The sequence below is a fragment of the Micromonospora sp. NPDC049044 genome (genome assembly GCF_040649215.1).
Lineage (GTDB): Bacteria > Actinomycetota > Actinomycetes > Mycobacteriales > Micromonosporaceae > Micromonospora.
Genome location: NZ_JBEZFA010000036.1, coordinates 15,082 through 39,746, shown reverse-complemented (window position 1 = coordinate 39,746; position 24,665 = coordinate 15,082). Strand labels below are relative to the sequence as shown.

General features: G+C 71.9%; 23 protein-coding genes. 9 read left to right on the top strand and 14 right to left on the bottom strand.

Features of this window, described 5'->3' with window-relative positions; genetic code table 11:
• Positions 1-2 precede the first annotated feature (2 nt).
• A complete protein-coding gene (locus AB0B85_RS25765; protein WP_357411539.1) occupies positions 3-1,229 on the top strand; it encodes a hypothetical protein in 1,227 nt (408 codons plus the stop codon).
• 55 nt (positions 1,230-1,284) lie between these two features.
• On the opposite strand, the gene AB0B85_RS25760 is transcribed toward AB0B85_RS25765, so the two are convergent.
• The 3 genes from AB0B85_RS25760 to AB0B85_RS25750 all read right to left on the bottom strand — a co-directional run bounded on the left by AB0B85_RS25760 (position 1,285) and on the right by AB0B85_RS25750 (position 4,801).
• Positions 1,285-2,847 carry an AMP-binding protein gene (locus AB0B85_RS25760; RefSeq protein ID WP_357411537.1) on the bottom strand — a complete coding sequence of 521 codons (1,563 nt, stop codon included), beginning with the start codon at positions 2,845-2,847 and terminating at the stop codon, positions 1,285-1,287.
• A 285-nt stretch (positions 2,848-3,132) separates the two neighbouring features.
• Positions 3,133-4,347, bottom strand: a complete 1,215-nt coding sequence (locus tag AB0B85_RS25755; protein ID WP_357411535.1) for an acyl-CoA dehydrogenase family protein — start codon at positions 4,345-4,347, stop codon at positions 3,133-3,135.
• A 1-nt stretch (position 4,348) separates the two neighbouring features.
• Positions 4,349-4,801 carry an SCP2 sterol-binding domain-containing protein gene (locus AB0B85_RS25750; RefSeq protein ID WP_357411533.1) on the bottom strand — a complete coding sequence of 151 codons (453 nt, stop codon included), beginning with the start codon at positions 4,799-4,801 and terminating at the stop codon, positions 4,349-4,351.
• 67 nt (positions 4,802-4,868) lie between these two features.
• On the opposite strand from AB0B85_RS25750, the gene AB0B85_RS25745 reads away from it, so the two are divergent.
• On the top strand, positions 4,869-5,507 hold the full coding sequence (locus tag AB0B85_RS25745) for a TetR/AcrR family transcriptional regulator (RefSeq protein WP_357411531.1): 639 nt from the start codon (positions 4,869-4,871) through the stop codon (positions 5,505-5,507).
• A gap of 38 nt (positions 5,508-5,545) precedes the next feature.
• On the opposite strand, the gene AB0B85_RS25740 is transcribed toward AB0B85_RS25745, so the two are convergent.
• Complete coding sequence (locus AB0B85_RS25740) at positions 5,546-6,193, bottom strand: DedA family protein (protein ID WP_357411529.1); 648 nt, start codon at positions 6,191-6,193, stop codon at positions 5,546-5,548.
• Positions 6,194-6,362: 169 nt separating this feature from the next.
• Here AB0B85_RS25740 and AB0B85_RS25735 point away from each other — a divergent pair, with 169 nt between their 5' ends.
• Positions 6,363-7,514 carry a histidine kinase gene (locus AB0B85_RS25735; RefSeq protein ID WP_357411527.1) on the top strand — a complete coding sequence of 384 codons (1,152 nt, stop codon included), beginning with the start codon at positions 6,363-6,365 and terminating at the stop codon, positions 7,512-7,514.
• Between the two features lie 16 nt (positions 7,515-7,530).
• Positions 7,531-8,172, top strand: coding sequence for a response regulator transcription factor (locus tag AB0B85_RS25730; protein ID WP_357411525.1), 642 nt, complete (start codon positions 7,531-7,533; stop codon positions 8,170-8,172).
• A gap of 15 nt (positions 8,173-8,187) precedes the next feature.
• Here the strand turns inward: AB0B85_RS25730 and AB0B85_RS25725 are convergent, their stop codons facing one another.
• The gene (locus AB0B85_RS25725) at positions 8,188-8,820 is read right to left on the bottom strand and encodes a DedA family protein (RefSeq protein WP_357411523.1); all 633 of its coding nucleotides are present in this window, start codon (positions 8,818-8,820) and stop codon (positions 8,188-8,190) included.
• A 59-nt stretch (positions 8,821-8,879) separates the two neighbouring features.
• Positions 8,880-9,851, bottom strand: a complete 972-nt coding sequence (locus AB0B85_RS25720) for an SMP-30/gluconolactonase/LRE family protein (RefSeq protein WP_357411521.1) — start codon at positions 9,849-9,851, stop codon at positions 8,880-8,882.
• A 108-nt stretch (positions 9,852-9,959) separates the two neighbouring features.
• Between AB0B85_RS25720 and AB0B85_RS25715 the strand changes: the two genes are divergently transcribed.
• Positions 9,960-10,454, top strand: a complete 495-nt coding sequence (locus AB0B85_RS25715; protein WP_357411519.1) for an Lrp/AsnC family transcriptional regulator — start codon at positions 9,960-9,962, stop codon at positions 10,452-10,454.
• Here AB0B85_RS25715 and AB0B85_RS25710 read toward each other — a convergent pair.
• From AB0B85_RS25710 to AB0B85_RS25685, 6 genes are all read right to left on the bottom strand, one after another.
• Positions 10,442-11,704 carry an adenylosuccinate synthetase gene (locus tag AB0B85_RS25710; RefSeq protein ID WP_357411517.1) on the bottom strand — a complete coding sequence of 421 codons (1,263 nt, stop codon included), beginning with the start codon at positions 11,702-11,704 and terminating at the stop codon, positions 10,442-10,444. The genes AB0B85_RS25715 and AB0B85_RS25710 overlap by 13 nt on opposite strands.
• Complete coding sequence (locus AB0B85_RS25705) at positions 11,701-12,660, bottom strand: hypothetical protein (protein WP_357411515.1); 960 nt, start codon at positions 12,658-12,660, stop codon at positions 11,701-11,703. Before AB0B85_RS25705 ends, AB0B85_RS25710 begins: the two co-directional genes overlap by 4 nt.
• Before the next feature lie 9 nt (positions 12,661-12,669).
• A complete protein-coding gene (locus tag AB0B85_RS25700; protein WP_357411513.1) occupies positions 12,670-13,641 on the bottom strand; it encodes a serine/threonine protein kinase in 972 nt (323 codons plus the stop codon).
• Positions 13,638-14,390: an NUDIX domain-containing protein gene (locus AB0B85_RS25695; RefSeq protein ID WP_357411511.1), complete on the bottom strand. Its 753-nt coding sequence runs from the start codon at positions 14,388-14,390 to the stop codon at positions 13,638-13,640. The genes AB0B85_RS25700 and AB0B85_RS25695 overlap by 4 nt, the downstream gene beginning before the upstream one ends.
• A 93-nt stretch (positions 14,391-14,483) precedes the next feature.
• Positions 14,484-15,299 carry a MaoC/PaaZ C-terminal domain-containing protein gene (locus AB0B85_RS25690; protein ID WP_357411574.1) on the bottom strand — a complete coding sequence of 272 codons (816 nt, stop codon included), beginning with the start codon at positions 15,297-15,299 and terminating at the stop codon, positions 14,484-14,486.
• 140 nt (positions 15,300-15,439) lie between these two features.
• On the bottom strand, positions 15,440-16,795 hold the full coding sequence (locus tag AB0B85_RS25685) for a 3-oxoacyl-ACP reductase (RefSeq protein ID WP_357411509.1): 1,356 nt from the start codon (positions 16,793-16,795) through the stop codon (positions 15,440-15,442).
• A 55-nt stretch (positions 16,796-16,850) separates the two neighbouring features.
• On the opposite strand from AB0B85_RS25685, the gene AB0B85_RS25680 reads away from it, so the two are divergent.
• The 4 genes from AB0B85_RS25680 to purB all read left to right on the top strand — a co-directional run bounded on the left by AB0B85_RS25680 (position 16,851) and on the right by purB (position 23,209).
• On the top strand, positions 16,851-18,143 hold the full coding sequence (locus AB0B85_RS25680; RefSeq protein ID WP_357411507.1) for an acetyl-CoA C-acetyltransferase: 1,293 nt from the start codon (positions 16,851-16,853) through the stop codon (positions 18,141-18,143).
• Between the two features lie 175 nt (positions 18,144-18,318).
• Entirely contained in the window at positions 18,319-19,356 is a 1,038-nt protein-coding gene (locus AB0B85_RS25675; RefSeq protein ID WP_357411505.1) for a glycosyltransferase family 2 protein, read from the top strand.
• Positions 19,349-21,724, top strand: coding sequence for a hypothetical protein (locus tag AB0B85_RS25670; protein WP_357411503.1), 2,376 nt, complete (start codon positions 19,349-19,351; stop codon positions 21,722-21,724). The genes AB0B85_RS25675 and AB0B85_RS25670 overlap by 8 nt, the downstream gene beginning before the upstream one ends.
• 60 nt (positions 21,725-21,784) lie before the next feature.
• Positions 21,785-23,209: an adenylosuccinate lyase gene (gene purB / locus AB0B85_RS25665; protein WP_357411501.1), complete on the top strand. Its 1,425-nt coding sequence runs from the start codon at positions 21,785-21,787 to the stop codon at positions 23,207-23,209.
• Between the two features lie 144 nt (positions 23,210-23,353).
• Here the strand turns inward: purB and AB0B85_RS25660 are convergent, their stop codons facing one another.
• Together AB0B85_RS25660 and AB0B85_RS25655 are read right to left on the bottom strand one after the other, a co-directional pair.
• Entirely contained in the window at positions 23,354-23,914 is a 561-nt protein-coding gene (locus AB0B85_RS25660) for a YbjQ family protein (protein ID WP_357411499.1), read from the bottom strand.
• Positions 23,915-23,938: 24 nt separating this feature from the next.
• Positions 23,939-24,622 carry a DUF1986 domain-containing protein gene (locus AB0B85_RS25655; RefSeq protein ID WP_357411496.1) on the bottom strand — a complete coding sequence of 228 codons (684 nt, stop codon included), beginning with the start codon at positions 24,620-24,622 and terminating at the stop codon, positions 23,939-23,941.
• Positions 24,623-24,665 lie beyond the last annotated feature (43 nt).

The following is a 24,665-nucleotide window of genomic DNA, read 5'->3' as shown; positions in this document are numbered from 1 at the left end:
CAATGATCGATGAACTGGATGTGGCGCGGTTGATGCGCGCCGAGGTCGAGGCGGCCGAGACGCCGTCCGCCGTGGTGAACGTCGAACGGGCGATGACCGTCGGGCGCCGGCAGCGCTGGTACGCGCGCAGTGCGGGCGCCGCACTGGCGGTGGTCGCGGTGGTTGTCGGTGCTGTCACGGTGCCGGGCCTGGTTGCGCCGCCGGACGGGTCGGCGCCGTCGGCGCAGCCGTCGTCACTGAACCTGTTCGGCGCCCTGGCTCCGCTGGAGCCGTACACCGGGAAGGTGCCGTCGCCCGACACGTCCCGGATCCCGGCCGCGTTGGAGACGATCGATCCGACCGTTCAGTACGTTCGGTTCGGTTGGTTGCCGTCGGGCCTGGCCAGTCTGCAGTACCAGGTGGGTTTGCTGCTGAGCGGGCCGGGTGCCGTCCTGATCGGGCACGCTCCCGATTCGCCGGATGGCAACTCGGCGGCGGGTGTGATGGTCAGCCTCTACCCCAAGGGGGTGACGCCGCCCGCGCCGCAGGTCATGGGCATCGACCAACGGGCTCCCACAGTGAGTACGGCGCCCGCGCCCGAGGTGCGGGGCGCGGCGGCGACCTTCACCCTGTACGACGTCGACGGCACTGACCGGCTCTCCCTGCGTTGGCAGTACGCCCCGGACGGCTGGGCCGCCGTCGATGTCTCACCCTGGGCGGCGGGGCAGGACGCCCGCGAGATCGCCCTGCACGTGGCGCAGAAGCTCAGGTTCAGTACGACCGAGCGGGTGCGGACGCCGGCCCAGGTCACTGGGGTGCCGCAGCGCCTCCGGCTGATCTATACCACCGTCAACGGGCCACTGACCCCGGAGGGTTGGCGGTGGTACGCCGGAGTCACGTACAGCGCCGAACCCGCCACGGCGGATCCCGGTAGGCAGCGGGCGAAGATGGTGGACGTCGGCTTCTCCCCGTACGTCGAGATGACCGACAAGATTCGGGCCGAGTTGAAGGGGAAGGAACTCTTCCGGCCGCCGAACACCACAGTCGACGGTCATCAAGCGTCGTTCTACTCTGCCGCTGATGATCCGAACTCGTCGGAGACGCTGGAGGTGCTCGACGTCCGGGGGATGGTGGTCGAGATCGACGCACACCGCGGAACGCTCGATGAGCCGGGCACGAAGGGCCTGTTCCAGCACCTCGACCTCGCCGAGGCGAAGCCGGACTGGCGGCCCGCACTGACTGTCGACTGACGGGCGCGGTGACCGCCCCGGAACCCGCCGGTTCTCGCCGACGGTTCCGGGGCGGTCAGCCGTAGTAGCGGCGCAGCTCGCGGGCGAGCACCTTGCCTGTGGCGTTGCGGGGCAGGTATTTGACGAAGACCACGTCCCGGGGCACGGAGAAGCGGGCCAGGTAGCGCCGGACGTACTCGCGTACCGCCTCGGGGTCGAGCGTTTCGTCCGGGTGCAGGGCGAGGAACGCGGACAGCCGCTGGCCGTACTCGGCGTCCGGCACGCCGATCACCGCCGCCTCGCGGACCTGGGGCAGTTGGGCGAGCAGGTCCTCCACCTCGGACGGGAAGACGTTCTCGCCGCCGGAGACGATCATGTCGTCGGCCCGACCGTCGACGAAGAGCAGGCCGTCCGGGTTGAGTCGGCCGAGGTCGCCGGTGTCGAGGAGACCGTTGTGGGTCTCCCGGTCGGCGCCGGAGGTGTAACCCTCGAAGAGCATCTCGTTGCCGACGAAGATCCGCCCCACCTGGCCTTTCGGCACGGGTTGGCCGTCGTCGCCGAGCATCTCCAGCCGGGTGCCGTGCGGTGGCCGCCCGGCTGTGGTGGGTGCCTGGCGCAGGTCCTGCGGAGCGGCGATGGACGCCCAGGAGACCTCGGTGGAGCCGTAGAGGTTGTACAGGACGTCGCCGTAGACATCCATGAACTTGGGGGCGAGCCCGCCGGGCAGGGCAGAACCGCTTACCGCGACGACCTTGAGCGGCGGGCGCGGGTCCGTCGGGGGCACCTCCAGGAGTCGCTGCACCATCACGGGCACGGCGAACAGCGCGTCACAGCGGTGCGCCGTGAGAGCGGCGAGCGTGACGGCCGGGTCGAAGCGCCGGTGCAGCACGATTGTGGCCCGCAACGCCAGGCAGACCTGGAGGGCGGCGAACCCCCAGGTGTGGAAGATCGGTGCCGAGATCATCACCCGGTTCCGGGCGTGCAGGGGGATCTGGTCGATGATGGACACCAACGGGCCGAAGCCGCTCGGGGTGGGTCGGCGGGCGCCCTTGGGCGTGCCGGTGGTGCCGGAGGTGAGCACGATGATCCGGCCGTCCCGCTCCGGGGGACGCAGGTCACCCGGCAACGCCCCGGCGACCAACTCCTCGCGGGCCCGTTCGTCGAGTCGGGGCAGCTCGGTGGGGAGACCGAGGACCCGCTCGGCGAACTCGTCGTCGTGCACGAGCAGCCGTAGCTGCTGCTCCTCGGCGACGGTGCCCAGTTGGGCGGCGGAGAGCCCGGTGTTGACGAGTACGGCGTCGACGCCGAGCATGGTGGCCGCGACGATCGTCTCGATCAGCCCGTGATGGTTGCGGCAGAGGACGCCGATCCGGTCGCCGGCTTGGACGCCGAGCCCGGCCCGCATCGAGCGGGCCATCCGTTCGGCCCGGTCGAGCAGATCGTGGTACGTCAGCTCGACGCCGTCCTCGTCGATGACCGCCGGCCGGCCGGGGTCCCGGGCGGCTGCCTGGCGCAACTCGCCGGCCAGGCTCCAGCCCCACGTCCGCAACGCGTTGAGCTGTGCGGCGACCCGGACGGGGCTGCCGGGGGTGAGCAGTCCGCGACGGGTGAGCGTGGCAATGACGAACGGCAGGTCCATGCCGCAGACCTCCTCGGGGTGGTGCGCGGACGGGGCAGCGGATCCCCCCGTCCATCAGGGCGTCTTCCTTGATCATGCACTGGGCGCGGCGGAAGGCGCAGCTCACGCCCGCTTGGGGTGACGAACACGGCACAGATTGTGGAATCGGTGCCGGCGCGGTATCTGGACGTCGCGGCCTGTGCGCCCGGCTCGGCAGAGACGGGCCGGTCCGGCCGACCGCACGGCAGTCAGCCGGACCGGGGCGCACCCCCGACCGGACCGGCCGGGCCCGCCGATGCGGGTCGGTCAGCGGATCTGCATCCCGGAGATCGCCCGGGAGATGACAAGTCGCTGGATCTCCGAGGTGCCCTCGAAGATGGTGTAGATCTTGGCGTCGCGGTACCAGCGTTCGACCGGATGGTCACGCAGGAAACCGGCCCCGCCGAGCAACTGCACCGCCTTCTCGGTGACCGACACCGCCACCTCGCCGGCCTTGAGCTTGGACATCGAGCCCTCACCCGCGGTGAACGGGCGGTTGTTGCGGCCCATCCACGACGCCCGCCAGACCAGCAGCCGCGCCGCGTCGATCTCCACCCGCATGTCGGCGAGCGCGAACGCGACAGCCTGGTTCTCGATGATCGGCCGTCCGAACTGGACCCGGTCCTTCGCGTAGTCAAGGGCGTACTCGTAGGCGGCCCGGGCCACACCGAGCGCCTGCGCGCCGACAGTGGGCCGGGACAGCTCGAAGGTCCGCATGGCTGCCTGCCCGCTGGCCCGCTGACCGGTGCGGGCCCGGTCGAGGCGTTCCAGCAGGGCGTCCCGCCCGCCGAGCAGGCAGCGGCCGGGCACGCGGACCCCGTCGAGGAAGACGTCGGCGGTGTGGGACGCGCGCAGGCCGAGTTTGCGTAGCTTGCGGGTGGCGGTCAGGCCGGGGGTGCCAGGGGGTACGACGAACGCGGCCTGGCCCCGGGAGCCGAGCGTGCTGTCCACCGAGGCGGTGACCACGTGCACGCCGGCGATCCCACCGTTCGTGGCGTACGCCTTCTGGCCGTTGAGCACCCACTCGTCGGTGGCCTCGTCGTAGACGGCCCGGGTGCGCATCGCGCCGACGTCGGAGCCGGCTTCCGGCTCACTCGTGCAGAACGCGGCGACGGCGGGCGAGTCGATGTCGCCGAAGCACTGTGGCACCCACTCGACCAGTTGGTCCGGGGTGCCGGCACCGTAGATGGCGGCGACGGCGAGCGAGGTGCCGAAGATGGAGAGGCCGATGCCGGCGTCACCCCAGAAGAGTTCCTCGCTGGCGATCGGCAGCGACAGCCCGGTCGGATCGGCCCAGCAGGTGGCGAGGAACTCGAAGCCGTAGAGGCCGACCTTGGCGGCCTCTTTGATCACCGGCCACGGGGTTTCCTCGCGCTCGTCCCACTCGGCGGCGGCCGGGCGCACGACCTCGGCGGCGAAGCCGTGCACCCAGTCGCGTAGATCCCGCTGTTCCTCGTTCAGGTCGAGCGAGAACTCAGCCATGTCAGGCCTTGGGGATGTCGAACAGGTTGGCGATGTTGGCGGCGAGACCGAGGTCGCCCTTCGCCTTCAGCTTGCCGGTCATGAACATCATCACCGGGTTGGCACCACCGGAGACGATCTTCAGGAACTCGACCGGGCCCATGGTCAGGCTCAGCTTCGGGTCGTGCTGCGGGGTCTCGTTCACCGCGCACTTGCCATCGGCGACGACCACCTCGTAGGTGTCGCTGCCACCATCCGGGCGGCCGGTGATGATCCAGTGGATGACCGCGTTCGTGGAGCCGGCCCGGTCCGCGCGGAACATCGTCGGCATCCGGCCGAACACCTCGCCCAGAACCCTGCCGCGCAGGTCACCGGACATCACCTGGGCGATCTTGTCGTCCGGGGTGGACTTGACCAGTTGGGCGAACTCCTTGGGGCCCACGTTGGCGAAGGTGGCCGGGTCGAAGTCAGTCATCAGGTGCGCCTTCCGAAGATATGGCTACTCGTGCGTAACCCTACGCACGAGTAGGTATGCTCGCAAGGTGTCCACGCCGCCCGCCTTCAAGCGCCTGCCACGTGCCGTTCGCGAGCAACAGATGCTCGACGCGGCCGTGAAGGTCTTCTCCCGGCGCGGCTTCCACGCCGCGAGCATGGACGAGATCGCCGAGGACGCCGGCATCTCCAAGCCCATGGTGTACGCGTACCTCGGCACCAAGGAGGAGCTCTTCGTCGCCTGCCTGCATCGGGAGGGCACCCGGATGATGCAGGCCATCGCCGGTGCCGCCGCCCCCGACCTGCCGGCGGACGTTCGACTCTGGCGCGGGCTGAAGGCGTTCTTCGGCTTCGTGGGGGCACACCGCGACGGCTGGGCGGTGCTCTACCGGCAGGCCCGGGGCGAACAGCCGTTCGCCGGCGAACTGGCCACCATGCGGGCCCGGTTGGTCGAGGTGGTCGCCGGGATGCTCGACCACGCCCTGCGCGCCGAGGGCCGGGAGATCGGCGCCGTCGATTTGGAGGTCGTCGCGTACGCCCTGGTCGGCGCGACCGAGTCGCTCGCCGACTGGCTCGCGGACCACCCGGAGGCCGACCCGGAGAAGACCGCCACCCGGATGATGAACGTGGCCTGGCTGGGCGCCGGCCAACTCCTGCACGGCGTCGTCTGGCGCCCGGCCGCCGACTGACCGCCCCGAGGTCAGCGCCCCGGCCCCGGCCCCCGAGGTCAGCGCACCGGCACCCGGCTCACCGGTTCGGTCGCCGACGCCGACCGCGCGGATCGGCGACGACGCCGGCCCAGCCAGCGCACCACCTCGACGATCGTGGTCACGCCCAGGGCGAGGCCCAGACCAAGCAGCAGACCGCGCAGCGGATCCTGCTCGAAGGCCATCCCGCCGAGGTAGCCCACCAGTCCGGAGTAGAGCCCCCACGAGCCGGCGGCGAGCGCGTCGAAGGCCAGGAACCGTCGTCGGGGATAGCGCACCGCGCCCATGGTGAGGGTGACCGCCGTCCGGCCGCCCGGCACATAACGGGCCACGGTGAGGATGAGACCGCCCCGGGTGGCGATCCCTCGACGGGCCCACTCGATGGCGGCGCGACGCCGGCCCTCGGGCGGTAGCCGGTCGAGTAGCCGGGTGCCACCGCCCCGACCGATGGCGTACGAGATGTGATCGCCGAGCAGTGCCCCGCTCGCGGCCACCACGATCACCGCGGGAAGGTACGGCGCGCCGGAGGCCGCGAACACCCCGGCGGTGATCACCGCTGTCTCGCTCGGTACCACCGGGAAGAAGCCGTCGAGCACCGCGATCGCGAAGATCGCCAGATAGACCCAGGGCGAGGCCATCGTCTCGTGCAGCAGGTCGAGCAGGTCCATGCCCTGATGGTGGTGCGGGAGGCGGCTCCCGCCATCGGCCAGTGGTCAGCCGGAGGCCACTACTTAGGTCGTCTCCGGCCCGGACGCCGGGTAGGGGTCATCCCCCAGCGCACCCGGGTCCGACGGCGTGGGGCGACCCGAACCACCTGCGGAGTTCTAGGCTCGGCAGGTGGCCACCAGCGCCGTCGCCCTCCGGCGGGTCGTCAAGCGGTACGCCCCGCTGCTGCTCGCCGTCCTGGTGGTGCTTGCTGTCTGGGCCAGCGCCAGCGGTGACCTGGGGGTCCGCTCGCCGCTGCCGGGCGCTGTGGTGCTGCTGCTCGCGCTGGGTTCGGGTTGGGCCGCCAGCACGGTGCGGGCCCGCCGCTGGCCGTTGTTCGTGGCCGCGGCGGTCGGCTGGTGGGTGCTCGCGGCCGCGGCCGCCGGGGTGGTCGCCTCCTACCAGGCAGGGCTGCGGCTGCGGGGCCGGCGGCTCGCCGGCTACCTCGTCGGGGCGGCAGTGGTGCTGGCCGGTGGGGTGCTCATCGGGCAGGCGGTGGGCGGCGTACGCCGGATCACCACCGCCACCACCGGCAACGTGATTTTCCTTGCCGCCGGTCTGGTTGGACTGCCGCTGGTCTTCGGCCTCTGGGTGCGGGCCCGCCGGGACACCCTCGCCGCCCTGCGGGACCGGGCCGAACGGTTGGAAGGTGAACAGGAGGCCCGCGCCGACCAGGTCCGCGCCGAGGAGCGGACCCGGATCGCCCGCGAGATGCACGACGTGGTCGCGCACCGGGTCTCGCTGATGGTGGTGCACGCCGGGGCGTTGGAGGTGACAGCGGCCGACCCGTCGACAGTCGAGGCCGCCGCGTTGATCCGGACAACCGGTCGGGAGGCGCTCACCGACCTGCGCGAGGTGCTCGGTGTGCTGCGGCAGGCCGGTCCGGCCGTGCTGCCGGAGCGGGGCCTCGACGCGCTGGACGAGCTGATCGGCGAGTCCCGTGCCGCCGGGCTGCGGGTGCACCGGCGGGACGAGGGAGTGCCGGCGGCGTTGCCGGCGACGGTGGGGCGCACGGCGTACCGGGTGGTCCGGGAGGCGCTCACCAACGTACGCAAGCACGCCGCCGACGCCGAGTCGACAGTGTGCCTGCGCTACCTGCCCGACGGGCTGGAGGTGCGGGTCAGTAACGGCCCGTCCGAGGGCGGCCGGTCGCTGCCCGGTGCCGGCCAGGGGCTGCTCGGACTACGCGAGCGGGTGGAGTTGCTCGGCGGTCGGCTGGAGGCGACACCAGTGGACGGCGGCTTTCTGGTCCGCGCCCTGATCCCGGTGGCGGGTGCGACGTGATCCAGGTGGGTGCGACGTGATCCGGGTGGTGGTGGTCGACGACGAGCAGCTGATCCGCGCCGGGCTGCGGATGATCCTCGAGGCGGCGGAGGACATCGCTGTGGTGGGCGAGGCGGCGGACGGCGCCGGTGCGTTGGAGCAGGCCGAACGGTTACGTCCCGACGTGGTGCTGCTCGACGTGCGGATGCCGGGTGTCGACGGCCTGACCATCGCACCCGACGTGATCGCCGCCGGGCCGAAGGTGATCATGCTGACCACCTTCGACCTCGACGAGTACGTGCACCAGGCGCTGCGGGCCGGGGCGGTCGGTTTCCTGCTCAAGGACACCCCGCCCCGGGAGTTGGCCGCCGCCGTCCGCACTGTGGCCGCCGGGAACGCGATGCTCGCCCCGACTGTCACCCGGCGCCTGATCAGCTCGTTCGCCGAACGTGGTCCGGTCCGGCGGAGCGCGGCTCGCAACCGGCTGGCGCCGCTCACCGTGCGGGAGTTGGAGGTCGTCCGGGAGGTGGCCCGCGGGCACGGCAACGCGGAGATCGCCCGACGGCTGACGATGAGCGAGGCCACGGTGAAGGCACACGTCAGTCGGGCGCTGGCGAAGGTCCAGGCCGGCAACCGGGTGCAGTTGGCCATCGTGGTGCACGACGCGGACCTGTTGTGACCGGGCCGAGCCCGGTCAGTGCCGGGAGGTGGCGGGGCGGCGGGCCCGGCGGTGGGCTCGGCGGCGCAGCCACCGGATCCCCTCCAGCCCGAACGTGACGATCAGCGAGAGCCCCACCCCGACCAGTACCCCCTTCACCGGGTCACGTTCGAAGGCGAGCCCGCCGAAGTAGCCGAGCAGGCCGCAGTACACCGCCCAGGTGCCCGCGCCGATGCTGTCGTAGAGCAGGAACGCCCGGCGGGGATAGCGCACCGCGCCCATGGTCAGGGTGACGGCGGTCCGCCCGCCCGGCACGTACCGGCTGGTGGTCAGGATGATTCCGCCGCGCCGGTCGACGGCCCGGCGGGCCCACTCGGAGCTGGCCCGACGACGGCTGCCGTCGGGCAGGCGGGCCAGCCGGCGGGCGCCTCCGCCCTGTCCGATGGCGTACGAGATGTGGTCGCCGACGAGCGCGCCGATGGCTGCGCTCACGATCACCAGGGTCAGGCTGGGATGTCCGTCGCTCGCCGCGAGCACCCCAGCGGTGATCACCGCCGCCTCGCCCGGCACCGCGGGGAAGAACGCGTCGACAGCGGTGAGCCCGAAGATCAACAGGTAGACCCACGGCGACGTGACCGTCCCACGGAGGAGGTCGAGCAGGGCGTCCATGCCCCCATGCTCGGGGGCGCGGCGGCGGTCGGTGGCGCTTCGCCGACATTGGCAACCGGTCAGCCGAGCGCTGCCACCGTCGCTGTCGCGGGCGACGAGGCGTCCGCGGGGAGTTGCGTCGCTGGCGGGTAGTGGGCGCCGTTGAAGGTGACTCGCAGCGTGTACACCGAGGTCCCGGCGGTGACGAACAGGTGATTGCGCTTCGGGCCACCGAACGTGAGGTTGGCTGCCGGTTCGGGTAGCAGCAGCTTGCCGATGAGGGTGCCGTCGGGGTCGAAGCAGTGCACGCCGTCCCAGGCCGCCGCCCAGACCCGCCCGAGATGGTCGAGACGGAGGCCGTCGAACCGGCCGAAGTCACACTCGGCGAAGATCTTTCCCTCGTCCAGGGTGCCGTCGGCCGTGACGTCGAAGACGCGGATGTGACTGGGCTCCTGCCGGGTGTCGGCGATGTAGAGCCGCTGCTCGTCGGCCGAGAACGCCAGGCCGTTGGGGCGGGAGAAGTCGTCCGCCACGACGCGTACGTCCCCGGTGGCGGGGTCCAGGCGGAACACGTAGCAGGCCCCGCCGAACTCGCTGTCGCCCTTGTTGCCCTCGTAGTCGCCCTGGATGCCGTAGCTCGGATCGGTGAACCAGATCGTGCCGTCGGCGCGGACGACCACGTCGTTGGGGCTGTTGAACCGCTTGCCGTGGAACCGGTCGGCGAGCACGGTGATCGTGCCGTCGTGCTCGGTGCGGGTGACCCGCCGGTTTCCCTGCTCGCACGTGACAAGCCGACCCTGACGGTCCACGGTGTTGCCGTTGGCGTAGCCCGAGCCGTGGCGGTAGACACCGACGGTGCCGGTGGTCTCGTCCCAGCGCAGCAGTCGGTCGTTGGGGATGTCGCTCCACACCAGGTAGCGGCCCGCCGGGAAGTAGGCCGGCCCTTCCGTCTTACGTGCGCCGCTGTGCAGCCGTTCGACAACGAAGTCGCCGTCGCAGCTGCGAAACCGCTCGTCCAGCAGGCGGAATTCGGCGGGAACAGTGTCGACCATTGCTGCGCCTCCCCAGCGCCGGGGGCTCATTCGGCAGAATCATATATCTGCCATACTTCATCTGGTCAACAGGCAGTCTTTCCAAATCACGTTCAGTAAGGTGTCCCGGTGGTAGATGACGTCGACCGCGCGCTGATCACACAGCTTCAGCGCGACGCCACCCAGTCCTACGCGACGCTGGCCAGGGCGGTGGGTCTGTCCGCCGGTTCGGCCCATGAGCGGGTACGCAAGCTGCGCGAACGAGGCGTGATCCGCCGGAGCACCGTAGACGTCGATCCGGCCGCCGTGGGCCGTGGCGTGTCGGCCTTCGTGCTGGTCAGCGCGGACTCCTGGATGGGCGACGCCCCTACCCGGGACGCGCTTGCGGCCATCCCCGAGATCCAGGAGGCGCACATCATCGCCGGTGCGGCGTCCCTGCTGGTGAAGATCCGCACCGCGACCACCGAAGACCTGCAAGCGGCGCTGCGCCGCGTCTTCGGCATCGACGGGGTAACCGGCACCCAGGCCATGGTCGTGCTGGAGACGTTCTTCGAACGCCCGGTGAGCGTGGTCGAGCAGCCCGACAAGCCGCGCCGTCCGGACGCCAGTCGTCAGGCCGAGTGAACCAGTGTCGGCGCGGCGAGCAGCGGGCCGTGCGCGGTCTTGTCGTCGGCGGTGGGGCCGTGCGAGGTCAGCACCACCGGTGCGGCCAACTCGGTGCTCACCGCCTGTGCCCAGTCCGTCGGCGGGTCGTCATAGACCGGGCGGGAGCGCAGCAGGCGGGCGGTGAGCGCGGCCTGTCGGTCCAGGTCACCGGGCGGGCCCGGGGTGAGCCGGTCGGTGGTGTCGTAGCGGCGGCAGATCCGCAGGTGAGGGCCGGCGAGGTCGAGGTGGGTCAGGGCCAGGCCGTCGACCCCACCGGCGGCGGCGAGGGCGTACCGGTGGGCGACCGCGTCGAAGTGGCCGAACCGGAACCGGCCCTGCCACGGGTTGGTGGCGTTGTGCCGGTCGGTGAACGGCAGGGCCGGGTCCTCGGTCACCAGCGGGCCGGCACCGTGTCGGGTGGTGGCGATCCGGAGCACCCCGATCCGGGTCACCGCACCGGGCAGGCCGGCCTCGGCGAGCAGACTGTCGGCGTTGGCGAAGGTGGTGGTGCTCCACGTCGTGTACGGGTGGAAGCCGTGCCACTCGTCGAGCAGCACCCCCTGCGCGCCCTCGAAGACGCAGGTCCCCGCGCGCAGGGCTCCGGCGAGCCAGCTCCAGTCGACGATCGCGACCCGCCCGGCGAACCCGGTGAACGCGGGCAGGCAGTCCTCGACCGGTGGGGCGTCCAGCGGGCCGAGTTCGGCGGTCAGCCGGTCCCGCAGGGCGGTCAGCCGGCGGCGCAGCAGCGTCGGGCTGTGGCAGTCGGCGACCCGGGGGGCGTCGTCCGGGTGGGCGAGACCGTACGCGACGGCCTCGCCCACCCCCAGCCCGCAGGAGCCGTGCCGGTCGGCTCCCCGGGCGATCTCCCGGGCCCGGTTGGCGGCCCGGTGGTACGGGGTGGCGAGCAGCGCCGCCCCGTCGACTGTCAGTCGGTCGAGCGCGTCGGTCACCCCGACGGTGGCGAGATGGTCGGCCTCGGCGGCCAGGGCCAGCGGGTCCACCACCACGTGCCGCGACAGGTGGGTACGGACCCCGCTGTGGAACGTGCCGGCACCGAACTGCGCGAACGTGTGGTGCCGCCCGTCGCGCAGCACGACGTTGTGTGCCGCCTGCGCGCCCCCGTTGAAGCGGACCACCGTGTGCACGGGCCGGGTGGCGCAGAGCCAGTCCACCACCGTGCCCTTGCCGGCGTCGCCGTAGCCGAGGTCGACCACCGCCACATGGTTCACAGCCGGGTCACCCCGCCGGTGGTGTCGCGGAACGCGGGCAGCGTCGACACCTCGGCCCGCCGTCCCCGGCCGAGGCGGGCCAGCGCCTTGGACACGGTGCCGGTGGCGCTGGAGCCGGCGTGATCCAGGTGGCGCAGGCCCTCGTCCAGGTCGATGGCCTGCTCACCGAGGCCGATGGTGAGCGCGATGGTCTCGCAGACCGCGTCGAGGTCGTCGAGCACCACTGCGTTCTGCCCGAGCAGGTCCCGCCAGAAGTCCAGCACCTTGGCGTTGCCGGCGTAGTGGCTGCCGGCGGGGAGCAGGTAGTAGGTGTCCCAGCGGCGGGTGACCTCGTCGACGACCTGCCGCAGCGGCATGTCCTCGCTCAGGTCGTCGCCGATCAGGCGGGCCACCTCCCGGGTCTTCACCTGCTGGTACGCCAGCTCGTCGCCGATGATGAACAGGTAGCCGCGTCGGCCGCGCTTCTCCCAGTTGTCGGTGGCGGTGTGCCGGGCCATGAAGTACATGGCCAGCTCGTACGACTCGCTCATCTGCCCGCCGCCACCGCCCTCCAGGACGATCCGGCCGAGGTCGTCGTCCATCCGGTTGTCCGACTCGAACTGGCCGACCTGCAACGGCACCCGGTCGCAGGTGGCGTCGCCGATCGCACCGAACATGATCTGCGGGTCGCTGGCGTACCCCTGCCGTTGCAGCAGGCCGAGCAGTTGCGGCAGCTTGGTCTGCAGCACGCGCGGCACGGTGCGCATCGAGCCGGTCACGTCGAAGAGCACGGCGACGGGGGTCGACCGGGGGTGCTCGTCGGAGTCGCGGCTCTCGCGCATCGCGCCGCGCGGGTCGAGCGCGGCGTGCACGGTTCGCGCCCCGCTGTCGCTGTAGGAGAAGGCGCTCTTACCGGTGGACCGGCGGTAACGGTCGGCGGCGTCGTACACGTCGGTGGACCAGATTCCACTGCCCATGACAGCTCCTTAGGGGGTGAGGGTGAAGGGTCGGAAGGTGCGGGGCCCGTAGAGCCGGTCCAGCACCCTGTCGAGTTCGCGCAGCAGGCGCCAGGCGTCGTCGGGCCGGGCGTGCAGGGAGTGCTGCTGGCAGCCCTGCGCGAAGGCGTGCAGCTCACGCGGCGCGTGGCGGTTCAGCAGCCAGGTCATGCAGCGGGTGGCCATCCAGATGTCGGTGCCCGGCCCGCACTGCCGCTTCTGGAGGACCTCGGGGGGATACCAGTCCTGGTGGCCGGGCACCAGCGCCGGGATCGTGCTGCCGACGGGGGCCGAGAAGCACCAGTCGACGAGGACCACTCCGTGCGCGTCCGGCTCGACGAGCACGTGTCGCGGCACTACAGCGCCGTGCACCACACCGGCCCGGTGGGCCAGGCCGAGCACCACAAGCAGCCGCCGCCACATCCAGGCCACGTCCCGGGCGTCCAACCCGTCGGGGTACGCGCGCCGCACCGCGTCGAGGTCATGCAGCCCGGGTGCGGTGGCCAGCACGTTGATCCGACGTTCCGCGCCGGTCGACGCGTCCCGGTGCGGGAACTCGTCGACGAGCCGGGGCACGTACGGCAGGTAGCGCGGGTCGCCGCGCTCGGCGATGGTGCGCAGCGCGTGCGCCTCGCGGGCCATCAGGTCGTTGTCGGTGGGCCGTCGGGGCAGCTTGAGCAGCCGGTCGGCACCGACGTCGTAGAGGTCCGCCAGGTCACCCGAGTGGGCCGGCTCGCCGAGTCGGTAGTCCCCGAGCACTGTGACCTGCCGGGCCCGCCACCGGGTGGTGACCTGGATGAAGGCCTCGGTGGCTTCGGCGCGTACCGCCGGGTCGGCCGGCAGGCGGTCGGGGTGCAGGGCCGCTACCAGCTCGCGGTAGCGGCGGGCCGGTTGGTCCGCGCCGAACAGGTCGGCGTCGGTGCGGGCCGCCGCGACCAGGCCGATCGCCTCGGTGGTCCTCATCGCACCGTCTCCTCGCGGGCCGGGCGTAGCAGCGCCGGGTGCAGCAGGCGGGCGTCGCCGGCCCGGTAGAGCCGGGCGCGCGGGCCGCCCCGGCTGCCGCCGCGCTCGGTGCTGGCGCCGGTGCTCTCCACGAAGCCCGGCACGGAGAGCACCTTGCGGTGGAAGTTGCCGGCGTGCAGCGGGTGACCCCACACCGTCTCGTAGACGGCGCGCAGCTCGCTGATGGTGAACTCGGCCGGGAGGAAGCGGGTGGCGAGTGGCGTGTACTCCAGCTTGGACCGGGCCCGTTCCAGCGCGTCCTCGATGATCCGGCCGTGGTCGAAGGCCAGCTGCCGGCTGCTCAGCGCTGTCACCGGCAGCCAGATCGCCTCGTCGGCGTCGGTGCCGGCGGCCGGGTCCGGCAGGTCGGGGGCGAACGCGAGGTGGGCGACCGAGACGACGCGCATCCGCGGGTCGCGGTCGGGAGCGCCATAGCTGCCCAACTGCTCCAGGTGTACGCGGCGCAGCCCTTCACCGCCGAGCCCGGTCTCCTCGGCCAGCTCGCGTCGGGCGCCGGTGGTGAGGTCCTCGTCGGTGTGGACGAAGCCGCCGGGCAGCGCCCAGTGCCCCGCGAAGGGTGCCTGACCACGCCGGATCAGCAGCAGGTGCAGCGCGTCGGCGCGGATGGTGAATGCGACGACGTCGACTGTCACCGCGACCGCCGGGTAGGCCCGCGGGTCGTACGCGTCCAGGAACTCCTGCTCACCCATCGCGTCTGCCTCACTGTGAGAACATCTCTATGTGAGAACAACTTAGCGCACGAGTGCGCCCCTGCCAAGCCCGAACTGCTCGGCGGGGGCGGGTCAGCGCAGGAGACCTGCCAGGTGCGGTCGGCCGCGCGAGTCGTGCAGGGCGAACCCGCCGTCCGGCAGCACTGTGAAGTTCACGGTGCTCGGCAGCGGCACGGGCAGCTTGAAGGCGACCTCGACGGCGTACGAGTCCGGCAGGCGGTTCTCCAACGCGGCCAGGCAGCGCGCCTTGCTCCACATGCCGTGCGCGATCGGCCGCCGGAAACCGAACAGCCGCGCGCCGATCCGGGAGGTGTGGATCGGGTTGTGATCCCCGGCCACCCGCGCGTACTCCGTGCCGACGCGAGGTTCCACCCGCCAGCGAGCCGTGCCGACCGGCGCCTCGGGGCGTCCACCCCGGTCGCCGCCGCCCGGCTTGCCGTCCCGGGCCAGGTACGTCGAGACGCCCTCCCAGACCCGCTCGCCGTCGACCGAGCCGACAAGCACCACGTCCACCTGCCGCCCCCGGTCGTGCGGGCGCAGATTCTCCGCGTACGCGGTGAAGTCGATTGTCTCGTCGGAGGTGATCGGGCGGTGCACGGCGATCCGGTTGCCGACGTGCACCAGGCCGGTCAGAGGGATCGGGAACGCCGGCAGGGTCATCAGCCGCAGACTCAGCGGGAAGCCCAGGACGTGCGGGAACGTCCCCGGCAGCCGATCACTGAGCCGAAACCCGCAGACCCGGTCGTAGGCAGCCAACTGTGCCCTGTCGACAGTCACCCCGCCGACGGCCAGTTCGACAGTCGGTAGGCCGGGCCCGCGCCGCCCGCCACCGAGCCCCGGCAGCGCGCCGAGCAGCGCCCGCCGGTTCAGCGCCCCTACCGCCGGCATTCGCGGCAGGTCGACCCGGGTGCGACCGCCCGACCCCGGTTCGAGCGCCGCGGCCAGGGTCTCCGCCGTCAACGTCTCGGTCGGGCCGTCGATCAGTTCGTGCAGGGAAAGGTCGTCGTCCGGCTCCCGCTCGCTCCGCATCACGCCCCCAGCAGGCTCTGGCCGCAGACCCGGACCACGTTCCCGCTGACCCCGCCGCTTGCCGGCCAGGCCAGCCAGCCGATCGTCTCGGCCACGTCCACCGGCAGCCCGCCCTGCGCCAGGCTGTTCATCCGCCGGCCCGCCTCACGGACCACGAGCGGGATGCGCGCGGTCAGCCGGGTCTCGATGAAGCCGGGCGCCACAGCGTTGACGCTGATGCCCCGCTCCCGCAGGCTCGGGGCGAGCGAGTCGACCAGCCCGATCACCCCGGCCTTGCTCGTCGCGTAGTTGGTCTGCCCCCGGTTGCCGGCGATCCCGGCGATCGAGGAGACCGCCACGATCCGCCCGCCGGTCGGGATCAATTCCCGCTCCAGCAGCACGTCGTTGATCCGTTCCTGGCTGGAGAGGTTGACGTCGAGGACCTGGTCCCACCGGTCGGCGTCCATCCGGCCGAGCGTCTTGTCCCGGGTGATGCCGGCGTTGTGCACCACCACGTCGACCCGGCCGTGCCGGCTGGCCAGGTGGTCGGCGAGCCGGGTCGGCGCGTCCGGCGCGGTCAGGTCGAGCTGGACGGCGGTGCCGCCGATGTCGTTCGCCACCGCGGCGAGGGCGTCCCCGGCGGCGGGGATGTCCAGGGCCACGACCTGCGCGCCGTCGCGGGCGAGCACCTTCGCCAGCGCCGCGCCGATGCCCCGGGCGGCGCCTGTGACAAGCACCACCTGCCCGTCCAACGGGCGCTCCCAGTCGGCCGGGACGCTCGCCTCGCCCGCGCCGACCCGGATCACCTGGCCCGAGACGTACGCGGACCGGCCGGAGAGCAGGAAGCGGAGCGTCGACTCGAGGCTGGTGAGGACGCCGTCCTCGGCCCGGGTCACGTAGACGAGCTGGGCGGTGGTGCCCCGCCCGAACTCCTTGCCGATGCTGCGGACCAGCCCTTCCAAGGCGCGCTGGGCGGTCGCCTCGCGGGGCGTCGGGCACTCCTGCGGCGGGGTTCCCAGCACGATCACCCGGCCGCTTGGCAGCACGGCCCGGGCGTGCGGGTGGAAGAAGTCGTAGAGCTGGCGGAGCTGGGTGGAGTCGGTGATGCCGCTGGCGTCGTACACCAGGGCGCCGAACCGATCCTGGGGTCCGGTGGCGGCGGCACTGTCGGCCAGCTCGACCCCGGCGGTGGTCAGGATCCTGCCGACCGGCTCGGTGAGCCGGCCTCCGGTGGCCGCGCCGAGCAGGGCCGGCCCGGTCAGCAGCGGGTCGCCGGGCTGGTACCGACGCAGTCGGGGCGGGTCGGGCAGCCCGAGGCGCTTGACCAGCGCGCGGCCGGCGGCCGATTGGACGAAGCTCGCGTACCTGTCGGTCATGGGCGTAGCCTACTGGCGAGTAGGGTTGGAGCAACACTTTGCGAGGAGGCGGATCGTGCAGAGCATCCGGAAGGTCGCCGTCATCGGGGGCAACCGCATCCCCTTCGCCCGTTCCAACTCCCGCTACGCGGACGCGTCGAACGCCGACCTGCTTGGTGCCGCGCTGGACGGCCTGATCGCCCGGTACGGGCTGGCCGGGCAGCGGGTCGGCGAGGTGGTGGCGGGCGCGGTGCTGAAGCACTCCCGCGACTTCAACCTCACCCGTGAGGTGGTGCTCGGCTCCCGGCTGGACCCGCACACCCCGGCGTACGACATCCAGCAGGCCTGCGGCACCGGCCTGGAGGCGGCGATCCTGGTCGCCAACAAGATCGCCCTCGGTCAGCTCGACGTGGGCATCGCCGGTGGCGTCGACACCACCTCCGACGCACCGCTCGCTGTCAACGAGGAGATGCGGCGCACGCTGCTCAAGCTCAACAGCGCCCGCACGCTCGGCGAACGGCTCAAGATCGCGGCGAAGTTGCGCCCGCTCCAGCCGTTCAAGCCGGACATCCCGCGCAACGCCGAACCGCGTACCGGCCTGTCCATGGGTGACCACGCCGCCCGCACCGCGCTGCGCTGGCAGATCGACAGGCGATCCCAGGACGAGCTGGCGCTGCGCTCGCACCAACGGCTGGCCGCCGCGTACGACAGGGGCTTCTTCGACGACCTGATGACTCCGTACCTGGGGCTGACCCGCGACCAGAACCTGCGCCCCGACACCAGCCTGGAGAAGCTCGGCTCACTCAAGCCGGCCTTCGGCACCCGGGGCACGGACGCCGAGCACGCCACGATGACCGCCGGCAACTCGTCGCCGCTCACCGACGGCGCGTCCACGGTGCTGCTGGCCAGCGAGGAGTGGGCGGCCGCGCACAACCTGCCGGTGCTGGCCTGGTTCAGCTGGTCGGAGACGGCGGCTGTCGACTTCGTGCACGGCGACGAGGGGCTGCTGATGGCCCCCGCGTACGCGGTGCCCCGGATGCTGGCCCGGGCCGGGCTGACGTTGCAGGACTTCGACTACTACGAGATCCACGAGGCGTTCGCGTCGCAGGTGCTGGCCACCCTCGCCGCCTGGGAGTCGCCCGAGTTCTGCAAGGACCGCCTCGGCCTGGACGCACCGCTGGGCGCGATCGACACCGACCGGCTCAACGTGAACGGCTCGTCGCTTGCCGCCGGGCACCCGTTCGCTGCCACCGGCGGTCGGATCGTGGCGACCCTGGCCAAGATGCTTGCCGAGAAGGGCACCGGACGCGGGCTGATCTCCATCTGCGCGGCCGGTGGTCAGGGCGTGACAGCCATCCTGGAACGCTGAGCGCAGACGCGGCTATCGTCCCGCGTCACCCCATACCCCGGCATTGGTCGACAGGCCTTAATGGCCCGTTCAGCAACCGGCCCGCTGGTGGAGATTTCGCCACGCCACGGTGATCGTCAACGCGCCCTCGGCGCGGTATCGATCACTCCTGCGTGCGGAACGGGGCCGTATCACCGTGGAGTCAGTCGTCCCCGGGGCAGCCACCCTGTCGGTGGTCATCCCGATGTTCAACGAGGCCGCGGTCATCCCGGCCCTGGTCGCCCGGCTGCGGCCGGTGCTCGACGCGCTCGGCGTCGACTACGAGGTGGTCACCGTCGACGACGGCAGCCGGGACGACACCGTTTCGGTGCTCTTCGACAACGGCCGGGACTGGCCGCAGCTGCGGGTCGTGCGGCTGCGGCGCAACAGCGGCCACCAGGCGGCGTTGACCGCCGGACTGCACCGGGCCGTCGGTCAGTGGGTGGTAAGCCTCGACGCCGACCTCCAGGATCCGCCGGAGACCATCGCCGAGATGCTCCGGGTGGCCCGCGAGGAGAGTGTGGACGTCGTCTACGGCGTCCGCGCCGATCGCAGCACCGACACGGCCTTCAAGCGCAACACGGCCCGGGGCTACTACTGGTTCATGCGCCGCCTCGTCGGTGCCGACCTGCCCGCCCAGGCCGGCGACTTCCGGCTGCTCAGCCGCGACGTGATCGAGGTGCTGCGCCGGCTGCCCGAGCGCGCCCCGGTCTACCGGCTGCTGGTGCCGTCTCTCGGTTTCCCCAGCGCCGAGGTGCGCTACACCCGGGCGGCGCGGGCCGCCGGGGAGACGAAGTACCCGCTGCGCCGGATGGCCGCCCTGGCCTGGGAGAGCACTGCGAACTTCTCCGCCGCGCCCCTGCGACTGGCCACCTGGCTGGGAATGTCGAGCTTCCTGCTCTGCCTCGGCCTGATCGTCTTCGGCATGGTCGCCCACGTCTCCGGCACCACGATCCCCGGCTGGACCTCGATGTTCGTCGCGGTGCTGCTGCTCAGCGGGGTACAGCTGGTCTGCCTCGGCCTCCTGGGCGATTACGTCGGCCGGATCTACGCCACAGTGCAGAACCGGCCGGCCTTCCACGTCGGGTTCGACTCCCGCGACGAGGCCCGGGTCACCGGGACTGTCGCCCGACGCCGGGTCGAGAACGACTCGCGTACGTCCGACGTGGACTCGGTGGTCGGCGTCCATGGCTGACGTCCTCGTGGCCGAGCGGGTCGACAGCCCGGCGCCGACGACGCGTCGCAACGTTCTCCTGCCGGTCCTCACCACACTGCCGTGGGCGCTCGTACTCGCCGCACTGCTCCTGGTCTGGTCACGCGGCGGTGTGCCCGCCCCCGCCCTTGCCCGCTTCTGCGCGTACTGGGTCCTCGCGCTGGTGCTGCCCGGGACGCTCGTGCACCGCGCCCTGCGCGGCAGCCGGGGCAACCTTCCGGAGGACCTCGCCTACGGCGCGGCCACCGGCCTGCTGCTCGAAATCGTCGCCTGGGCGTCGGCTGCCGCGATCGGCCAACAGTCAGTGCTGCGCTGGTGGCCGCTGCCCGTACTCGTGGCCTTCGCCGCCGTTCCCGGGCTGCGCCGGCACTGGCGGATGGGTGAGCGTCGTCCCCTGCCGGTCGTGTGGCACTGGGGGATGGGCGCGGCGCTGCTGGTGGTGCTGGCCTGGGGGTACGTCCAGTGGCGGACGGTCCCGCTGCCGCCGGCGTACGGCAGCTACTACCAGGATCTGCTCTACCACCTGGGGCTCGTGCAGGAGCTGACCCGGGCGATGCCGTTCGAGCTGCCGCACGTCGCGGGGGAGGACCTGCGCTACCACTACCTCTCCGACGCCCACATCGCCAGCGGCAGCATGATCACCGGCATCTCGCCGGCGGTGGTGCTGCTGCGACTGTGGCTGGTGCCGGTGATCGGTACCGCCGTGGTGCTCGCGGCCGGGCTTGCGCGTGATCTGAGCGGTGCCGCCTGGGCCGGCCCGGTCGTCGCCGTCGCCGGCTTCGCGGGCAGCACTGTCACGCTCGGCTCAGCCGTGGGCGTGTCCGGTGAGATGCCCCTGTCGTACGCCAGCCCGTCCCAGACGTACGTGCTGGTGCCGCTGCTGCTGCTCGCCGGTCTCTGCGTCGATGCCGTCCGGGGGCGGTCGCTCGGCCCGGCCTGGGCGATGGTCCCGGCGCTCGGGCTGGTCTGTGCGGGCGCGAAGTCGAGTGCGTTGCCGCCGCTGGTCGCCGGCCTTGGTCTCACCGCCGCCGTGCTCTGGTGGCGGGACCGACGCATCCCGCGGCCCGCCCTGGTGGCCCTGGCCTGCCTCGTGGCGGCGATGGCGCTGGGCTTCCGGTTGTTCGCCGGTGGCGGGGCGTCCACCCTGCGCGTGCAGGCGTTGGCGTTGCTGCACTTCATCGCACCGTACGCGGAGACCCTCGGCGCGGGCGACGGCATCTGGCCGGACGCACCGCTGCCGCCGGGCATCGACGACGGTGGGGCCCTCGGGTGGCTGCTGGCGTTCTCGGTGGTCGTCTGGTGGATTCTGGGTCAGGCGCCCCGGTGGGTCGGAATGAGCCTGCTCGCCGATCGGGAGCACCGGATCGACAGTGCCGTCTGGTTGCTCGCGGGCACCGTGCTGGCCGGCGCCGCCACCACCTGGGTCTTCCAGCACCCGTCGATCAGCCAGATCTACTTCTGGATGGGGGTCATCCCGGTCGGTGTCGTGCTGACCGCCTGGTCACTCGCCGCCGCCCGGGCACCCTGGCCGGCGCTGGTGGTGCCCGCCCTGGCCGGCGCGTTGGTGGCGCTCGGCACGGCCGGCACGGTGACGGGTTTCGCCCTGCCGAGGATCGACCGTCCCGGCACCCCGGAAACCTCGACCATCGAGGGGTGGCTGCGGGTGCTGGGCCTCTCGGCGGCCCGGTACGTGCTGTTCGTGGCGGTGGCCGCCGCGCTCGCCGTCGGGGTGGCAGCCCTGTGGCGGCGGCGCGTCCCGTCGACGTGGGGTCGTCGGCGCGTGTCGACGCTCGCGGTGGCCGGTGTCACCGCCGCGATGCTCGGTGCCAGTGCCTCAGTCGTCGTGGGTGGGATCGTCCGCTCGGTGCTCACCGAACCGGTGCCGGTGAGCGGACCACAGCCGTACGCCCTCACCGCCGCCGAGATGCGCGCGGCGTTGTGGCTGGACGAGCACGCCGCCGACGACGACGTGGTGGCCACCAACGTGCACTGCCGGCCGGTGCGCACCACGCCGCACTGCGATGCCCGCGCGTTCTGGGTGACCGGCCTGGGCGGGCACCGGACGGTGGTGGAGAGCTGGAGCTACACCGACGCCGTCGTGGCCGCACACGGTGTCGACAACCTGGGGTACGCCCGGCAGAACTTCCCCGATCAGGAACTGCTCGCGTTCAACGACCGGGTGTTCACCTCGCCGACCGTGGACGACCTGGAGCGGCTCCGGACACGGCACGGGGTGCGGTGGCTCTTCGCCGACACCCGGGCGGGGGCGGTGTCGCCGGAGCTGGCCCGGCTGGCCCAGGTCCGGTTGGTCTCCGGCTCGGTCATCGTCTACGAGCTGAACCGCCCCTGACGCTCTCGCCAACCCGGCCCGGTCCAGGTGGCGGCCGGCGGGTGCGGGACAATGAGGTACGTGACGACGATCCCCAACGTGCTGGCCAACCGGTACGCCTCGCCCGAACTGGTCGCCCTCTGGTCTCCGGAGGAGAAGGTCCGGATGGAACGGCGGCTCTGGCTCGCCGTGCTCCGCGCGCAGCGTGACCTCGGCGTGTCGGTGCCGGACGGCGTGGTCGAGGCGTACGAGCGGGTGCTCGACCAGGTCGACCTCGCCTCGATCGCGGAGCGGGAGCGGGTCACCCGGCACGACGTGAAGGCCCGGATCGAGGAGTTCAGCGCGCTCGCCGGCTTCGAGCACGTGCACAAGGGGATGACCTCCCGGGACCTCACCGAGAACGTCGAGCAGTTGCAGGTGCGGGCCTCGCTGGAGCTGGTCCGGGACCGGGTGGTGGCCACCCTGGCCCGCCTCGCCTTCCTGGCGTACGAGCACTCCGAGCTGGTCATGACCGGCCGTTCGCACAACGTGGCCGCGCAGGCCACCACGCTCGGCAAGCGGTTCGCGTCGGCGGCGGAGGAGCTACTCATCGCGTACGAGCGCCTGGAAGACCTGATCGCCAGGTACCCGCTGCGCGGGATCAAGGGGCCGGTCGGCACGGCCGCCGACCAGCTCGACCTCTTCGACGGCGACGCCGACAAGGTGGCCGAGTTGGAGCGCCGCGTCGCCGAGCACCTGGGCTTCTCCCGGGTGCTCGACAGCGTCGGGCAGGTCTACCCGCGCTCGCTGGACTTCGACGTGCTGGCCGCGCTGGCGCAGACCGCCGCCGCGCCGTCGTCGCTGGCCACCACGATCCGGCTGATGGTCGGCCAGGAGTTGGCGACCGAGGGCTTCAAGCCGGGCCAGGTCGGCTCCAGCGCGATGCCGCACAAGATGAACACGCGCTCGTCGGAGCGGGTGAACGGCTTCGCCGTGATCATCAGGGGTTACCTGTCGATGGTCGGCGAGTTGGCCGGCGACCAGTGGAACGAGGGGGACGTGTCCTGCTCGGTGGTCCGCCGGGTCGCCCTGCCGGACGCGTTCTTCGCCGCCGACGGGCTGTTCCAGACGTTCCTGACGGTGCTCGACGAGTTCGGCGCGTACCCGGCGGTGATCAACCGGGAGTTGGAGCGGTTCCTGCCGTTCCTGGCCACCACCAAGATCCTGGTGGCGGCGGTCCGGCGGGGCGTCGGCCGGGAGGTCGCCCACGAGGTGATCAAGGAGCACGCGGTAGCGGTGGCCCTGGCGATGCGCGAGCAGGGCTCCCCGGAGAACGACCTGTTCGACAGGTTGGCCGCCGACGGTCGGTTGGGTCTGTCCCGCGCCGACATCGACACCCTGGTCGCCGACCGCAGCGCCTTCGTCGGTGCCGCCCAGGCCCAGGTGGCAGCGGTAACCAAGCGGATCACCGCAGTGGTGACAGCCCACCCGGACGCAGCCACCTACACCCCACCCCCCATCCTCTAACCCACCCCGAACCCCCACCCCCACCCTCGGCCGGGCCGCCTAGGTCCCGTTGATCATGAAGTTATTGCCCTCCGCACCGGCGTGTCGTGGCAATAACTTCATGATCAACGGTGGGTTGGGTTGGGTTGGGTGGGGTGGGGTGGGTTAGGGGTTTGGGGTTTCTGCGGCTGTGCTGAGGTTGGGGGCGCTCGCCGGTTCGGCGATGCCGCCGAGGGACTCGGCGAAGGCCGGGTCGGTGGCGGTCTCCGCAGCGACCGCCGGCTGGTCGGCCGGCATGACCTCCGGCATGACGGGTACGGCGACCACTGCCGTCCCGTACGCGCAGATCTCCATCCACATCTCACCGCAGTCCCGGCTGTCGAACCGCATGCCGATCACCGCGTTCGCGCCGAGCCGCAGGGCCTCCTCGCCGAGGCGGGTCACCGAGTCGGTGCGCCACCGGGTGAGGTTGTCCGGGGCCATCGGGTCGTACGCGCCACCGCGCAGGTTCTTGACCCCCTCGCGGTACGGGTTGCGCGTCCTGGCCATCGATGACACCACCTCACCGAGAATCTGGCGGATCTCGTAGCCGGGCAGTTGCTCTGTCGTCACGACCAGCACGTTTCCGATGCTGTCAGGAGTGGCGCGACCCGATCGTGTGCATTGTTCACCTGATCGGATGCTGCAAAACGACGCGGCGCGGACGGCCGGCACGTGGCTGACCATCCGCGTCGCGTCGGGCGTTAACCGTCAGACACCGGCCGTCGAGGTGATCCAGGCCCGGTTGTACGCAACGCTGCCGTAGTTCTGGATGCTCGACCCGTCGGCGGTGGAGGCGACGCCGACCTGCTGGCCGTTGTAGAACTGCGGGCCGCCGGAGTCGCCACGCCACGCGTTGCCGTTGATCCGGGTGCTGCGGATGGCCTGCCCGCCGTACGCGTCGGTGGCGCTGTTGCTTGTCACCCGGACGGTGGCGGTCTTCAACTGGGTGGACGCCGAGCAACCGCTGTAGCAGGTCATGCCCCAGCCGTAGATCGAGTTCGTCGAGTTGATCGGCGGGTTGCTGCTGGCCAGGGACACCGCGGAGGTGCTGACGGTGCTGGAGAGCCGCATCAGCGCGAGGTCGTTGCGGGTGTAGGTGGCGCTGACCGTGCGGGTGACCCCGCCGGAGGTGCGGTTGACGCTTCCGACCCGCACCGACATGGTGCCGCTGATGCAGTGCCGGGCGGTGAGCACCCACTGGGCGGCGATGACGCTGCCGGAGCAGGTGAACGAGCCGTTACTGAACACCGCGGCGGCCCAGGGGGCGGACGAGACGGTGCCGCCACCGATGATGGGTTGCGGGCCGGCGGGGGCGGCGGACGCGGCGGACGGGACGCCGAGGGCGCCGACCAGCGCGGTGCTGAGTACGGCGAGCAGGGGGCGGATGCGCATCGGGTGGACTCCTTGGACGGGGCGGGCCCGGGGTCGCCGGGCG